The sequence below is a fragment of the Arthrobacter sp. NPDC058127 genome (assembly GCF_042884555.1).
Lineage (GTDB): Bacteria > Actinomycetota > Actinomycetes > Actinomycetales > Micrococcaceae > Arthrobacter.
The window spans coordinates 22,062-37,718 of record NZ_JBHVTT010000027.1; the positions used below are offsets into that span (position 1 = coordinate 22,062).

At 64.6% G+C, this 15,657-nt stretch carries 11 protein-coding genes; 2 read left to right on the plus strand and 9 right to left on the minus strand.

Annotated elements, in window-relative coordinates; genetic code table 11:
• Positions 1 to 36: 36 nt before the first annotated feature.
• Positions 37 to 1,602, minus strand: a complete 1,566-nt coding sequence (gene ffh / locus ACFVTG_RS23225) for a signal recognition particle protein (RefSeq protein WP_284751130.1) — start codon at positions 1,600 to 1,602, stop codon at positions 37 to 39.
• 151 nt (positions 1,603 to 1,753) lie between these two features.
• Here ffh and ACFVTG_RS23230 point away from each other — a divergent pair, with 151 nt between their 5' ends.
• Positions 1,754 to 3,154 carry a glucose-6-phosphate dehydrogenase gene (locus tag ACFVTG_RS23230; protein WP_390283105.1) on the plus strand — a complete coding sequence of 467 codons (1,401 nt, stop codon included), beginning with the start codon at positions 1,754 to 1,756 and terminating at the stop codon, positions 3,152 to 3,154.
• 88 nt (positions 3,155 to 3,242) lie between these two features.
• Here the strand turns inward: ACFVTG_RS23230 and ACFVTG_RS23235 are convergent, their stop codons facing one another.
• Both ACFVTG_RS23235 and ACFVTG_RS23240 read right to left on the minus strand, forming a co-directional pair.
• Complete coding sequence (locus tag ACFVTG_RS23235; RefSeq protein ID WP_028264639.1) at positions 3,243 to 3,581, minus strand: P-II family nitrogen regulator; 339 nt, start codon at positions 3,579 to 3,581, stop codon at positions 3,243 to 3,245.
• Positions 3,578 to 4,912 carry an ammonium transporter gene (locus ACFVTG_RS23240; protein ID WP_284751132.1) on the minus strand — a complete coding sequence of 445 codons (1,335 nt, stop codon included), beginning with the start codon at positions 4,910 to 4,912 and terminating at the stop codon, positions 3,578 to 3,580. Before ACFVTG_RS23240 ends, ACFVTG_RS23235 begins: the two co-directional genes overlap by 4 nt.
• Before the next feature lie 226 nt (positions 4,913 to 5,138).
• Between ACFVTG_RS23240 and ACFVTG_RS23245 the strand changes: the two genes are divergently transcribed.
• Positions 5,139 to 6,374 (plus strand): MFS transporter, encoded by a 1,236-nt coding sequence (locus ACFVTG_RS23245; RefSeq protein ID WP_390283108.1) that lies wholly within the window; start codon positions 5,139 to 5,141, stop codon positions 6,372 to 6,374.
• 76 nt (positions 6,375 to 6,450) lie between these two features.
• On the opposite strand, the gene ftsY is transcribed toward ACFVTG_RS23245, so the two are convergent.
• From ftsY to rnc, 6 genes are all read right to left on the minus strand, one after another.
• Complete coding sequence (ftsY, locus tag ACFVTG_RS23250) at positions 6,451 to 7,674, minus strand: signal recognition particle-docking protein FtsY (RefSeq protein ID WP_390283110.1); 1,224 nt, start codon at positions 7,672 to 7,674, stop codon at positions 6,451 to 6,453.
• Positions 7,675 to 7,694: 20 nt separating this feature from the next.
• Positions 7,695 to 11,288, minus strand: coding sequence for a chromosome segregation protein SMC (smc, locus tag ACFVTG_RS23255; protein ID WP_390283112.1), 3,594 nt, complete (start codon positions 11,286 to 11,288; stop codon positions 7,695 to 7,697).
• A 98-nt stretch (positions 11,289 to 11,386) separates the two neighbouring features.
• Positions 11,387 to 12,454 carry a TolB family protein gene (locus ACFVTG_RS23260; RefSeq protein ID WP_390283114.1) on the minus strand — a complete coding sequence of 356 codons (1,068 nt, stop codon included), beginning with the start codon at positions 12,452 to 12,454 and terminating at the stop codon, positions 11,387 to 11,389.
• A gap of 41 nt (positions 12,455 to 12,495) precedes the next feature.
• On the minus strand, positions 12,496 to 13,764 hold the full coding sequence (locus ACFVTG_RS23265) for an MFS transporter (RefSeq protein ID WP_390283116.1): 1,269 nt from the start codon (positions 13,762 to 13,764) through the stop codon (positions 12,496 to 12,498).
• Positions 13,765 to 13,923: 159 nt separating this feature from the next.
• On the minus strand, positions 13,924 to 14,904 hold the full coding sequence (gene mutM / locus ACFVTG_RS23270) for a bifunctional DNA-formamidopyrimidine glycosylase/DNA-(apurinic or apyrimidinic site) lyase (RefSeq protein WP_390283118.1): 981 nt from the start codon (positions 14,902 to 14,904) through the stop codon (positions 13,924 to 13,926).
• Positions 14,905 to 14,910: 6 nt separating this feature from the next.
• Entirely contained in the window at positions 14,911 to 15,642 is a 732-nt protein-coding gene (gene rnc / locus ACFVTG_RS23275; protein ID WP_284751137.1) for a ribonuclease III, read from the minus strand.
• Positions 15,643 to 15,657 lie beyond the last annotated feature (15 nt).

Genomic DNA, 15,657 nt, shown 5'->3' on the forward strand with positions numbered 1-15,657 from the left:
AAACGACACCTACTGCTAGCCAGTTGGGCGGGAGCGCTACTTGCCGAGGAACTTATCGAAGCCCTTGGGCAGGTTCAGCTGCGAGGGGTCGAAGTCGCCGGAAGGCTGGCCGAATGCTGCCCCGGTGCGAACGGCGTTCGCCCGCTTGTTCTCGGCGTCGCGCAGTTCCTGGGCCGCCTTGGCGGGGTTTCCGGAACGGGCCTTCTTCTTGGGCGCGCTCTTGCTTGCCTTGCGGGAACCGCCACCGAGGCCGGGCATGCCAGGCATCCCGGGCATGCCTCCGCCCTGGGCCAGCTTCTTCATCATCTTTTGTGCCTGCGCGAAACGCTCCAGGAGGCCGTTGACCTCGGAAACGTGCACGCCGGAACCACGGGCGATACGGGCGCGACGGGAACCGTTGATGATCTTTGGAGCCAGACGCTCGTGCGGGGTCATGGAGCGGACAATCGCCTCCACGCGATCGATTTCGCGCTCGTCGAACTGCTCCAGCTGCTGGCGGATGTTCTGCGCACCCGGCATCATCATGAGCATCTTCTTCATGGAGCCCATGTTGCGGATCTGCTGCATCTGGGCGAGGAAGTCGTCCAGGGTGAAGTCTTCCTGGTCGGCGAACTTCTTCGCCATCCGGGCAGCTTCGTCCTTGTCCCAGTTCTTCTCGGCCTGTTCGATCAGGGTGAGAACGTCGCCCATGTCGAGGATGCGGGAGGCCATGCGGTCCGGGTGGAACAGTTCGAAGTCGTCGAGTCCTTCGCCGGTAGACGCGAACATGACCGGCTTCCCGGTGACCGACGCGACCGACAGGGCCGCACCACCGCGGGCGTCGCCGTCGAGCTTCGACAGCACGACACCCGTGAAGTTGACGCCTTCATCGAAGGCAACCGCCGTGTTGACGGCGTCCTGGCCGATCATGGAGTCGATCACGAACAGCACTTCGTTCGGGATGATCGCCTGGCGGATACGGCGCGCCTGGTCCATCATTTCGGCGTCGACGCCGAGGCGTCCCGCGGTGTCCACGATCACGACGTCGTGCAGCTTCTGGCGGGCTTCGTCGACGCCGGCGCGGGCGACGGCGACCGGGTCGCCCGTGGGAACATCCAGATCCGAGGTGGTGCCGGGGTGCGGAGCAAACACAGGTACGCCGGCGCGTTCGCCGACAATCTGGAGCTGCGTTACGGCGTTGGGACGCTGGAGGTCGGCGGCAACGAGCACGGGGCTGTGACCTTGGGCCTTGAGCCACTTGGCAAGCTTGCCGGCGAGGGTGGTCTTACCCGCACCCTGCAAGCCGGCGAGCATGATGATGGTGGGGCCGGTCTTCGCCAAGCGGATACGACGAGTCTCGCCGCCGAGGATCTCCTGGAGCTCCTCGTTGACGATCTTCACGATCTGCTGGCTCGGGTTCAGGGCCGCGGAAACCTCAGCGCCCAGGGCACGTTCACGGATGCGGCCGGTGAACTCGCGGACCACGGGCACGGCAACGTCGGCGTCCAAAAGGGCACGCCGGATCTCGCGGACGGTGGCGTCGACGTCGGCCTCGGTGAGGCGGCCCTTGCCACGGAGATTCTTGAAGGTTGCTGTCAACCGGTCAGAGAGTGAATTGAACACGCGCCGTGCACTTCTTTCAATGGTCTACGAATGGCGGCCGTTCCGACGCACCAATATCTTGACGATTCCTGCCCCAAACAAATCTGAGTCAACTGAGGGACTCGACTATCTAGGGTACCAAGACGCGCCTGCAAGATGGCATGCTGGCACAGTGACCAGCAAAACAACAGTAAATACGTTGCTCATCCTAGGCGCCTCCGGAGATCTGACGGGCCGATTGCTGTTGCCGGGCCTTGCCAGGCTCGTGGCCGGCGGCCTTGCGAACGGCCTGAAGCTTGTTGGAGCCGGCTCCGACCCGTGGACGCCCGAACAGTGGACCAAACGTGTGGGCGGTGCCTTCGAGGAGGCCGCCAAGGGTGCAGGTGCCGCGGGCAGGAAAGCAATCGCGGCCCTGGAGAAAAGTACCGAATACCATCAAGTGGATGTCACTGCGGAGGGCCGGCTCGCGACGCTCCTGGCCGCGCTCGAAGCACCAATCGCGGTCTACTTCGCTTTGCCACCGCATATCAGCCAGAAGGCCTGCGAGGTCCTCACCGCCCAGCAGCTTCCTCCCGGAACAAGCCTGGTGATGGAGAAACCCTTCGGATCCAGTTCCGAATCCGCCCGGGAACTCAACAAGACCCTCGCCGCTTTGGTCCCCGAGGACCACATCCACCGCGTGGACCACTTCCTGGGCAAGGCCACCGTGTTCAACATCCTGGGACTCCGCTTCGCCAACAGGTTCCTGGAGCCGGTGTGGAACCGGGACCATATCGAGAAGGTGGAGATCATCTTCGATGAAGACCTCGCACTCGAAGGGCGCGCACGCTACTACGACGGAGCCGGCGCCCTCAAGGATATGATCCAGAGCCATTTGCTCCACATCATGGCGCTGCTGGCCATCGATGCCCCCTCCAGCATCGGCGAGCGCGATCTCCGCGACGCGATTTCAACGGTACTTCGAGCGAGCAGCATCACCGCACCGTATAAGAAGTCCACTCGGCGGGCGCGGTACACAGCTGGCCGGATCGGCGATCGGGACGTGCCGGACTATGTCGCGGAGGCGGGCGTGGACCCTGCACGGGAAACGGAGACGCTCGCGGAAGTCGAAGTGGGAATCGATAACTGGCGCTGGAAAGGCGTCCCCTTCATCCTGCGCTCGGGAAAGGCGCTGGGTGCCGCGCGGAAAGAGGCCATCGTCACCTTCCGGCCCGTTCCACACCTGCCGTCCGGGTTCGAGGGCGTGGACTCGCCCAACCAGCTCCGCATCGGGTTCGGTCCGGACACCCTGCAGATCGACGTCGACGTCAACGGTCCAGGAAACATCTTCACGCTGGATCGCGTGACGCTCAACGCAGAACTTAATGCCTCCGATCTGCTGCCCTACGGAGAAGTGTTGGAGGGCGTCATTACCGGAGATCCGCTGCTCTCGGTCCGCGGCGACACCGCCGTCGACTGCTGGCGGATCATCGAGCCCGTGATCAAGGCCTGGGCCAAGGATTCGGTGCCGCTCGAAGAGTACGACGCCGGCGGGCCCGGTCCCGCAGACTGGCCCACCGCCGTCGGGGGTTAGCCAGCTGGCCGTGCTCCGTCGGAAGCGCGCACACGCAAGAGGGGCCGGGTACCTTTCCAGGTACCCGGCCCCTCTTTGCGTTGGTGCCTTAGATGGCTGCTGCGCCTCGCTCGCCCGTGCGGACACGGACGGCTTCGTAGACGTCCACGGTCCAGACTTTGCCGTCACCGGCGCGGCCGGTGTTGGAAGAAGCAATCAGGACATCGAGGATGTCGTCTGCCTGCTCATCCGTGGCCAGGACCTCCACGCGGATCTTGGGAAGCAGATCCACGTTGTACTCGGCCCCGCGGTACACCTCGGTGTAACCGCGCTGCCGGCCGTAGCCGCTGGCCGCGCTGACCGTCAGTCCCTGTACCCCGTATGCTTCGAGCCCCTCTCGGATGGCGTCGAGCTTCTCCGGGCGGACGATCGCCGTGATGAGTTTCATGCCTGGACACTCTCCTTGCCTGATACGGATGCTTCGTCAGCTGTTTCGGACGATGACTTGCCGGTGATGAGGTCGTGCAAGGGCTGGAAGCTTCCGCCGTGGCCGCCAACGCCGAACTCGTATGCCGTCTCGGCGTGCAGGCTGAGGTCTGCGCCGGCGATCTCCTGGCGTTCGGAGATGCGGAAGCCCATGAGCTTGTGGATCGGGTAGGCGATGATGAACGTCATGATGCCCGTGAAGACGATCGAGCAAAGCGCTGCAAGGGACTGTGCAACCAGCTGGGTGGTACCTCCGCCATAGAACAGGCCTGCAGCACCCTGGGTCGGGGTGGCGAGGAAGCCGATGGCCACCGTGCCGATGATGCCGGACACCAGGTGTACGCCGACGACATCCAGGGAGTCATCGTAGCCAAGCTTGAACTTCAGGCCGACCGCGAGGGCCGAGGCAACGCCGGCTGCGACGCCGAGTGCGATGGCGCCGAGGGGAGAAACGTTGGCACAAGCCGGGGTGATGGCAACCAGGCCGGCAACGACACCCGAAGCGGCACCGAGGGAGGTGGGGTGGCCGTCACGGATGCGCTCCACGATAAGCCAGCCGAGCATGGCCGCTGCCGGAGCAGCGAGGGTGTTGATCCAGATGAGGCCCGCCTGCTCCACGGTTGCTGCTGCACCGGCGTTGAAGCCGAACCAGCCGAACCAGAGGATGGCGGCACCGAGCATGACCAGGGGCACGTTGTGCGGACGGTGGTTCGGGTCCTTGCCGAAGCCCTTGCGGTTGCCGATGATCAGGACGAGGATCAGGCCAGCCACACCAGCGTTGATGTGCACCACGGTGCCACCGGCGAAGTCGATGACCGGAGCGAAAGTCTGGCCGAACCAGCCGTCCTTGGAGAAGAGGCCGCCGCCCCAGACCATGTAGGCCATGGGTGCGTAGACAAGGGTTGCCCAGATCGGGGTGAAGAGCGTCCAGGCCGAGAACTTGGCACGGTCCGCGATGGCACCGGAGATGAGGGCCACGGTGATGATCGCGAAGGTGGCGGCGTAGCCTACCTTGAGGAGGTCAGCGGGATCCGTGAAGTTGTGCAGACCGAAGTGGCTGAACGGGTTTGCGAAGAGCTGGAAGAAGTTGTCCGTGTTGCTCGTGGACATCGATGCGCCCCACAAGACCCAGACGATGGTCACTGTGCCGATGGCGATGAAGCTCATCATCATCATGTTCAGGGCGGCCTTGGCACGGGTCATGCCGCCATAGAAGAATGCCAGGCCCGGGGTCATGAACAGCACGAAGGCTGACGCGACCAGGAGCCAAACGAGACCGGCGCTGAATTCCATGGTCTACGTCCTCTCTGCTCTTTGTTGCGGACTTTGCCGCCTGTCCCAACGCAATTGCGTTCTACATAAGAGTTTTGCGGGGCAGTGTTTCACCTGCGAAGGTTTTAGATTGCGGGGCTGTTACAAGAACTTCTCGAACGTAAATGGTGCATATCACCCTTGTTACGGATATGTTTCGTCAGTTCCACATCCCCTGCTTTCCAACTACCCAGAGGACCCCAACGCCATGACCGCAAGCCCCGAATCCCCCGCCAATCAAGGAGCGAGGGCCGCGAAGGCTGAAATGCCACGGGACATCAAGGTGATGTTGGCGGCAGCGTTCCTCATCGCACTGGGTTTCGGCCTCGTGGCACCCGTGCTGCCCCAGTTCGCTACGACTTTCGACGTCGGAGCGACGGCCGCCGCGGTGATCGTGAGTATTTTCGCCTTCATGCGCTTGGTGTTCGCCCCGGCCGGGGGTGCCCTGATGGGCCGCTTCGGCGAGCGTCCCGTGTACATCGCAGGGTTGCTGATTGTGGCGGCGTCGACGGCAGCGTGCGCCTTCGCCCAGAACTATTGGCAGCTGCTCGTTTTCCGGGGCCTTGGCGGGGCTGGTTCCGTGATGTTCACGGTTGCTGCGATGGGCCTGTTGATCAGGCTCGCCCCTCCGGAAAGCCGTGGGCGGGTCTCCGGCGCGTATGCCTCCGCCTTCCTGATCGGCAGCGTCCTTGGCCCTGTGGTCGGCGGCCTGTTGGCCGGGTTCGGCCTGCGCGTCCCGTTCCTTGCCTACGCGGCAGCCCTGGTCCTGGCGGCCTTGGTTGTGCGCACGCAGCTGACGGGCAGTTCAAATGCAGCCGACCGCGGTGGCGCGGCGGGGCCGGCGATGCAGATGAAGGAGGCCCTGGGCGACTCCGCGTACCGGGCCGCCCTGTTCTCCAGTTTCAGCAACGGCTGGGCGACCTTCGGCGTGCGCATGGCCACTGTGCCATTGTTCGCTGTGGTTGTCCTGGCCGGAGGATCGGCCTCGGCGGGTTGGGCGCTGGCAGTGTTTGCCGGCGGAAACGCGCTGGCGCTGACCTTCTCCGGCCGTATGGCTGACACTTTCGGCCGCAAGCCCATGATGTTGCTGGGCTTGGTCGTCACCGGCCTGGCCACCGCGGCCATCGGTTTGACGGGCAATCTTCCCGCGTTTTTCGCGGCGTCTGCGGCGGCGGGCTTCGGCTCCGGCTTGCTCAACCCTGCCCAGCAGGCCGCCGTCGGGGACATCATCGGTCGTGGCCGCTCCGGTGGCAAGGTGCTGGCCGTCTTCCAGATGGCCTCTGACGCCGGAGCGATCGTTGGCCCGGTCCTCGTCGGACTCCTGGCCGATGGGCTCGGATACGGCTGGGCGTTCGGCGCAACCGGCGGCATCCTCCTGCTCGCCGCCGTCGGCTGGTCCGTTGCGCGTGAGCCCATGCAGCGCGGCCCGGAGCGCATCGACTAGCCCAACTAAATAGCAGTTAATGTCGTTTTCAGGGCTGAAAACGACATTAACTGCTATTTAGTTGGGCTGGATGCACCTAGTTGAGCAGGGCGTCGACGAAGGCTTCGGCCTCGAACGGCGCGAGGTCGTCCGGTCCTTCGCCGAGGCCGACAAGCTTGACCGGCACGCCGAGGGCCTTTTGGATCGCGACGACGATCCCGCCCTTCGCCGTGCCGTCCAGCTTCGTGAGCACGATTCCCGTGATGTTGACCACTTCGGAAAAGACCTTGGCCTGGTTCAGGCCGTTCTGGCCGGTGGTCGCATCCAGCACCAGCAGGACTTCGTCCACTTCGGCCAGCTTCTCGATGACGCGCTTGACCTTGCTGAGCTCGTCCATCAGGCCGACCTTGTTTTGCAGGCGGCCGGCGGTGTCGATCATGACGACATCCACTTCCTGCTCAATGCCGGACTTGACGGCTTCATAGGCGACAGAGGCGGGGTCCGCGCCGACGACGTGCGACCGGACGGTTGCGACGCCGACTCGCTGGCCCCACGTCGCAAGCTGTTCGGCAGCCGCTGCGCGGAAGGTGTCGGCTGCGCCCAGCAGGACGTCCTTGTCTTCGGCCACGAGAACGCGCGCGAGCTTGCCGACGGTGGTGGTCTTGCCCACCCCGTTGACGCCGACGACGATCATGATGGCCGGGTGGGCTCCCTTGCGTTCCACGTTCAAGCTGCGGTCCATCGTGGGATCCACGAGCTTGATGAGCTCCTCGCGCAGGAGGGCCTTGACGTCCTCGGGGCTGCGGGTGCCCTGGACCTTGACCCGTGCGCGCAGGGCATCGACCAGCTGCATGGTGGGCTCGGTGCCGAGGTCGGCAAGGAGCAGTGTTTCCTCGACTTCGTCCCAGACGTTCTCGTCGATCTTGTCGCTCGAAAGCAGGGCCAGGAGACCCTTGCCGAGAATGCTGTTGGATTTGACCAATCGCGCGCGAAGCCGGTTGAGGCGGCCCTCGACAGGCGCGGGGGTCTCCACCTGGATAAGTTCCAGTCCTGCGGCGTCGTCCGGAACGTCTGTCTCCGGTACGGCGAGCTCGGCGGGCTCGACGACGGGCCCGGGCACCGTGCGATCCGGCGCGGTCCCGGTGGCGTCGTCGACGATCGTTCCGCCGCCTGCCGGGGCCTTGTCGGCGGGGTCGTTGGCGTCGCGCGTTCCAGCGTAAGTCGAGGAGGACTTCCGCGCCTTGAGCAGGACAGGAATCAGCCCTCCGACCACCACGATGGCAGCGACAATGGACAAAATAATGGGGAGGAGATCGTTCACTCCCCTAGCTTCTCACAAAGCTAGACCTCGGCACCGAGCCTTTGGCTGATGACGGTGGACACGCCGTCGCCCCGCATTGTCACTCCGTAGAGAGCGTCCGCGACCTCCATGGTCCGCTTCTGGTGCGTAATGACAATCAGCTGGCTGGACTCGCGCAGCTCTTCGAAAATCGTGATGAGCCTGCCCAGGTTCGTATCGTCCAACGCGGCTTCCACTTCATCCATGACGTAGAACGGCGAGGGCCGCGCCTTGAAAATCGCCACGAGCAGCGCGACAGCTGTCAGCGACCGTTCGCCACCGGAAAGCAAGGACAATCGCTTGATCTTCTTCCCGGCGGGCCTTGCCTCCACCTCGATGCCGGTGGTCAGCATGTCATCGGGGTCCGTCAGCACCAATTTGCCCTCCCCGCCCGGGAAGAGCCGCGCAAAGACATGGTCGAACTGTTTGGAAGTATCGGCGAACGCTTCAGCAAACACCTGCTGGACGCGGTTGTCCACTTCCTTGATGATGTCCAAAAGGTCTTTGCGACTGGATTTGAGGTCTTCCAGCTGCGTGCTCAGGAATTGGTGGCGTTCCTCAAGCGCGGCAAATTCCTCGAGCGCCAACGGGTTTACTTTGCCAAGGGCGGCGAGGTCCCGTTCGGCCTTGCGGAGCCGTTTCTCCTGCTCGGCGCGGACAAAGGGGACACCTTCGACGATGGCGTTTCCGTCCTCGTCCACCGGCGTTCGGAGTTCGGCCCACTTGTCCACCGAAGCGGCAGGCACGGGAACGGGCTGCTCCGGACCGAAATCGGCCACGATTTGTTCCGCTGACAAGCCGAGTTCCTCGATGGCGCGGGTTTCCAACGCTTCGATCCTGAGCCTTTGCTGGGCTCGGGCGAGTTCGTCGCGGTGAACAGAATCCGTCAGTCCGGCAAGTTCCTGGGCCAACGTCTCATTGCTGCTCCGGACATCGCCGAGTTCCTTTTCGCGCTGCTCCCGGACCGCCTCGGCCAGGTCGCGGGCGCGGGCAGCCAGGTCCACCGACACATCGACGAAACGTACGGCCTGTTCGACGGCGGAAGCGACGGCGGAGGCCCGCTCGGCTTGGGCTTTGCGGCGCATGGCCCGGCGCGCGGCTTCTTCACGTGCCCGCCGTTCGCTTGCGGCGGCCCGTTCGAGGGATGCGGCCCGGTTGCTGGTCGCGGCGAGCTGTTCCTCGGCACTTCGCAAGCCCAGCCTGACCTCCATCTCACGGGACCGGGCATCGCTGGCAGCCCGGGCCAAGGCATCGCGGTGCTCCGTGGAAGGCTCTTCTTCCTGGGGGGCTTCTTGCGCCGCGGCCAGCCGTTCCGCGGCAAGCTCAAGGGATTCCTCTGCCACGGCGATGTTCAGTTCGGCCTTGGCCAGGGACTCGGCCATTCGATCGCGTTCCCCGACGGCGCTGCGCAACTGGGAGTTCAGGTGGCCGAGCCGTTCCGCGACTGCCGCCAGGCGGGCGTCCGAGTCGTGAAGTTTGTCGAGCGCCGCGTTCGCCCGTTCCTGGGCATCGGCCCGGCGTGCTTCGGCTCCAGCCAGCGCGAACTTGCCCCGTTCAAGGCGGGTGGTGAGCTCGAGGAGCCGGGTGTCGGCGTCGTCCACTGCGGCCTGGACTTCAAGGAGCGACGGCGCCGTGGCCGATCCACCGTCTACCGTCAGGGCCCTGAAGACGTCGCCTTCGAGGGTCACCGCAGTGAGCGTCGGGTTGCCGGCAATGAGGCTTGCCGCCGCATGCAAGTCGTCGACGACGGCGGTGGACGCCAGGAGGTTCACCGCGCCACTGGCTTCGCTGGCGTCAGTCGCCACCAACTCGGCAGCCCAGCGCGCACCGTCAGGCAGCGTTGGCAGTTCCCGCAGGCCGGGCTCCGGAGCCGCGGAGGGGACCGCGCCCGCCACCAAGAGTGAGGCGCGTCCGGCGTCGGCGTCCTTCAACAGCTGCATCGCGGCGACGGCTCCCGCGCCGTCCGCCACCACGACGGCGTCGGAAGCACTGCCAAGCGCTGCGGCCACGGCGGTCTCATACCCGGGCTCCACCGTCAGGAGGGAAGCCAGCGAGCCCAGGATTCCAGGGTGGTCCGAAGACAGAAGCCGCGAAGAGCCATCCTTGCGGTTGAGTCCGAGCTGCAAAGCATCACGGCGGGCGGTGAGCGAATCGCGTTGGCGGATTTCATCGCGTTCGGCAGCTTTCAACGCTTCAATCTCGGCGTTGATCTCGTCAAGAAGGGTGCTGGCGTCTTCGTATTCGGCGTCGAGGCTTTCTTCGCCGTCTTCAACGCCGGCCACTTGTGACTCGAGGGCCGTAAACTCACTTTGCGCGTGGCGACGGCGTTCCTCGCCGGCTGCCAGCGATTCCCTGAGCCGGCCCCTCTCGGCCTCGGCGGCCTCGGCCCGCGATCGTGCGGCGGCCAACTGACCTACGAGTTTCGCGAGGCCTTCACGGCGATCGGCCGCTGCCCGCAACACGGCTGTCAGGCGCTTGTCCTCTGCCGCGGCAAGGTTCTCGGCTTCCTGTTTGGCTGCCGTAGCCTCGAGCAGGGCTGCTTGCTTCGCCAGGATGTCGTGCTCCAGCTCCGCCTGTTCCTGCCGGACCCGGGCGGCCTGACGGTCCAGGTGATCCGGGTCGCGGCCTGAATCCGGGGCAGCATCGGAGGAACCGAGGAGACGGCGGCGCTCGGTAGCGAGGGATCCCAAGGCGCGAAGCCGGTCCCTGGTTGCCGACAGCTGGTACCAGTTGTCCCTGGCCGCATTGAGCTTGGGTGTGGCCTCAGCCGCGAGCTGCTCAAGACGGATCTGGCGTTGACGGCCTGCGCCGAGCTCCGCTTCCACCACCTCGCGGCGCTCTTTCAACGCGGCTTCGTCGGCGACGTCCTTCTCCAGCGCCCGGGTCAGCTGGACGAGATCATCGGCCAACAGCCTGGACTTGGCGTCACGAACGTCGAACTGCACGGTCTGGGCGCGGCGGGCGACTTCGGCCTGTTTGCCCAGCGGCGTGAGTTGGCGGCGGATTTCTGTCGTGAGGTCGCCAAGGCGTTGCAGGTTCGCCTGCATGGCTTCCAGCTTGCGGACGGTCTTTTCCTTGCGACGCCGGTGCTTGAGGATGCCTGCCGCTTCTTCGATGAATCCCCTGCGGTCCTCTGGGGTGGCGTGCAGGACACGGTCGAGTTGCCCCTGCCCCACGATCACATGCATCTCCCGGCCAAGGCCTGAATCCGAGAGCAGTTCCTGGATGTCCAGGAGGCGGCATGGCGAGCCGTTGATGGCGTACTCGGATCCGCCGGTCCGGAACAGTGTGCGGGAAATGGTGACTTCGCTGTACTCGATCGGCAGGGCGCCGTCGGCGTTGTCGATCGTCAGCGCAACGTGCGCGCGGCCCAATGGTGGCCGCCCCGAGGTACCCGCGAAGATGACGTCTTCCATTTTGCCGCCGCGCAGGGTCTTGGCACCTTGTTCGCCCATGACCCAGGCCAGCGCGTCAACCACATTGGACTTGCCCGAACCGTTGGGGCCGACAACGGCGGTGACTCCCGGCTCGAAGTCGAACGTCGTGGCCGACGCGAACGACTTGAATCCCCGGACAGTCAAACTTTTCAGGTGCAAGGTGTTTCGGTTCTCTTTCAATGGCGGCAGTGGCTGCTTTACGGCCTAAATCTACCGCCCTCCCGCCGAATGGCCCGGATTGGCTGCGGCCGGGCGCATTACCGGACCACTGAGGGAGACCATGCGTGCTCAATGAAGAGGGCGGGTGCCGCGGAAGGGTCGGTCCGGATCGACCAGATGTCGCTGTCGGTTTCAGAGCCGTTACGCGGCAGGCCGTATAGCAGGGTGGAGTTGTCCAGCCACTCAATCTGGTCGTCGATGCTCTGCTGCTCGGACAGCACGGTCTCCTTGCCGCTGGCGAGGTCCAGGACGGCGATACGGCGGTGGCCGGTCAGGGAGCCGGAGTCACTCTTCTTGTAGGCGATGCGGGTGCCGTCCGGGGATACGGAGGGACATTCAATCCCCGAGCCGACTACAGTCAGCGTCCGCCCGGCGATGCTCCCTTTTACGAGCCAGATTTTGCCCTGGGAGGAGGCCGTGGCATAGAAGACATCCGGCTGCCGGGGGACGAAGGTGACGCCCCAGATGTTCCTGTCAGTGGCCTTGATCCTGTTTCCGTCCAGGATCAGCGCGAAGCCTTCGAGGTTTCCGCTGACCGGCCCGGCCTGGTCCCGGATGACGGTTTCCGTTGAGAATCCGGCTGCGGAGTAGGAGTGGCCGGACACGAAAACGGTGGAGGCCATCAGTGAACCGTCGGCATTGGTCCGTGCCCTGCTCGGGATGCCTGGAAGAGGCCAACTCGCCGTCTGCTTCCAGTGGCTGTCGTACACCGAGGCTTGGAAGTTTGTAGCGAGCTCGTGTTTGGTCTGCAGGCAAAACGCCATCGCAGACGTGCCGTAGACGCGGTCGCAGGCTATTCCGCTCAATGCCCTCGGGCCACCCGGATCCGTCAACGGTACTGTCGCAGCCTCGCCGAAGCCTTGGCCCGGGGCGGTGTTGCGGAAGAGAACGAAAGGTGCAACCGGCAAGGCCTGCGACGTGGTGACTTCAACAGGGGGCGGCGCGGCTTGGCTCGCTTTGGCACCCTGGAATTCCAGCGCCGCATAGATTCCAGCCGCCACGATCGCGGTGACTGTGATCACCAGCAGCGTTATGAGGCGCTGCCTGCTGATCATCAACCGTTGCCCGGTTGTTTCGCCGGTCCGTCCCTGAGTGGTGGGCCGCATTGCAGCCCTCCGTTCCGCGGCCGGTTTCCGGCTGCGCGGCGTCATGCGTCGGCCGCCTGTTTCCGGGACGTGCCCATGAGCACTGCCGTGGCCGCCAGCACCGCAGCCAACACGACGGCGGCTGTCAGCATGGCAGCGGACGCTCCGATGGCGAACCAAAGGATCCCGAAGCCCGCTGACGCCGCCATCCGGCACAGGGCGACGACAGTCTGGGCGGCGCCGATGCTGGTGGCCACCTTCTCGGGCCTGACCAAGCGGCTGGCGAGCGCTGCCAGCACTCCATCGGTTGCGGCGTAGAACAGCCCCAACAGCATCAGGCAAGCCGCCGTGACACCGATCCCTCCGAAGGGGGCCGCCGCCAGCACATAGCAGGCCAGCAAGGCAAGGTGGCCGCCGAGGAACACCCGGACCCGGCCCCAGCGATCCGCAAGCCGCCCGATCGGAACCGCCAGGACAAGGTAGATGATATTCGTTCCCACGTAAAGCAGCGGGAACCATTGCACGGCGAACGAGTCCCGGTCCTGCAGGACGAGGTAGATAAAACCGTCTCCAACAGTCAGCAAGGCCAGCAGCCCGGCCGTCACAAGAAGCCTCGTGAGTCCGGGTTCCTTCAGCTGGCTCCATCTAAAGGCAGGACGTGCGCTTGTCCGCGCCTCTGCCGCACGCGGCGTCCTCCGTTCCGGCACCACCAAGACCAACACTGCAACGCCGATCACGGCGAACGCCACCGAGACCACAAAAACCGTGCCGAACCCGTTCGGGATCAGCAGGAGGACCAGGAACGCCAGCAACGGCCCTGTTGCGGCGCCGATGTTGTCCAGCATCCTGTGCACACCGAAAGATCTGGCCAGATGTTCCGGCTGGGCTTCCGCCGAGATCAGGGCATCCCGCGGCGCCGTGCGGATGCCCTTGCCGATGCGGTCGCCGGCGACTACCCCGATGAGCGACCAGAATCCGCCGACGAACAGGAGCCCGATCCGTGCCAGCATGGACAGGCCGTAGCCGGCCATGGCCACCCGTTTCGGGTGCCCGGTACGGTCGGATGCCCAGCCGGCAGCAATTCGCACGATGGCGCTGGCGCCCTGGTTGAGCCCGTCAATGAAGCCGTAGGCGATGGTGGAGAGGCCTAGGAACCCTGTGACGTACAGCGGGAGGATGGCCGAGACGGACTCCGAGGAAATATCGGTGACCATGCTGACGATTCCAAGCCAGAGGATGACCGGCGACAACCGGAAGGCCACCCCCGGGCCGGCCTGCAGTTCCGTGCGTGCCGTGCGGGGATCCGTCTTACCGCCGGTGCGGTCAGCCATTGAAATGTACACAGGCGCCCCCATCCCTCGTCTCCGAACCAGTGGCATCCGGCGATCCGGACAGCCCAGGCTTTCATAGCGGCAGTCTGTCAGCCGGAAGGAGGAATTGAGTAGCGTAGTACTACCTGTTTTAGGTACGTGTAACGGATTTCCGGGCCGCTACCAGCGGCCGTTGCGGGGTTTCGGCTGGCAGATTGGGCAAGTGTAGGAAGAGCGGTTCATGAATTGCTCGCGCTTGATCACACCCGGCAACCCTATAGCCGCGCAACGCCTGCACGGTTCGCCCGCCCGGCCATAGGCATCCAAGGACCGGGCGAAGTATCCCGACGCTCCGTTGACATTGACGTAAAGCGAATCAAAGCTCGTCCCACCAGCCGCCAGGGCGTCGCTCATGACTTCCTTGGCGGCATCGACGAGCCTCACGGCATCTGACCGCTTAAGGGTGTCTGTCGGCTTGGCATAGTGGAGTTTGGCCCGCCAAAGGGCCTCATCGGCGTAGATGTTGCCTATCCCCGAAATAACTCCCTGATCCAACAGGGCACGCTTGAGCCCGGTCTTGCGGGCCTTGATCTTGCGGTAAAAGTCGTCAAAGGAAAAGTGCGGATCCAGCGGATCACGGGCAATGTGGGAGGCTTCTTCGGCAATTTCCGGGAGGGGTGTCTCGCCTTGGCCCCCGGGCCCGCCATCGGGCGTCGGTACAAGGGAGGTGACAAACAGTCCGCCGAAGATCCGTTGGTCCACAAACCGCAGCTGTTCGGGCATGCCGTCGGAACTGCTGAGCCGGAGGCGGACTTTGAGATGCTTCTCATCGGGAACCCCGGGGTCTTGCATGAGGAGTTGCCCGCTCATGCCCAGGTGCGCCATCAGCGCGACGCCGGGCATCGCCTCGGCGGACACGTCGCCGGCGGTGCCAGCGGCGCTGCGGGATTCCTCGGTCCGCAGGGGCATCCACAGGAACTTACCCCGGCGGACGACGTCCAAAACCGTGGAGTTCTCAAGGTTGCCGATAAAGTCTTCCGTGCCTAGCGCATGGCGGCGGATAGAGCGGGGGTCCAGGACGTCCACGGACGTGATGGTCCGGCCTCGTACCCAACGTGCCAGGCCACGGCGGACCACTTCGACTTCGGGCAGTTCCGGCATGCGGACTCAGGCGCTGTGCGCAGGATCGGCTGGAGCGTCGGCTTTGCTGTTCAGCGTGACTTTGCTGTTCAGCGTGCGCCACGCATCCGCGGCGGCTTCCTGCTCGGCTTCCTTCTTGGAGTGGCCCGAGCCTTTGCCGTAGGCGGTGCCGCCGATCTGGAGCACTGCCTCAAAGGTGCGTGCATGGTCCGGACCGGAGCCTTCGACGGCATAGTAGATGGACCCGAGCTGACGGCTCGCGGCAAGCTCCTGCATGCTGGTCTTCCAGTCGGTGCCGGCCCCAAGGGCTGCGGCGTCCTTCAGCAACGGACCAACGAGCCGCATGACCAGTTGCCGGGCGGTCTCCATGTCGTTGGAAAGATAGGTTGCGCCAATGAGCGCTTCCATGGTGTCAGCGAGAATTGAAGATTTGTTCTTGCCGTCGGTGAGTCTTTCGCCCTGCCCGAGGTAGATGAATTCTCCGATGCCGAGGTCCCGGCCGATACCCGCCAAGGCGCGGGTGCTGACGACGGCGGAGCGCCGCTTGGCGAGTTCGCCTTCCGGCAGTGCCGGGTTGTCGCGGTACAGCGAATCGGTCACGGAAAAGCCCAGAATGGAGTCGCCCAGGAATTCGAGGCGCTCATTGGTGGGAATCCCGCCATTTTCATACGCGTATGAACGATGTGTCAGAGCAAGACGAAGCGTCTCGGCGTCAATGGAGACACCGAGACGCTTCAGAAGCTCTTCAGTTGAAGACATCCTTGTCAGCCTTGT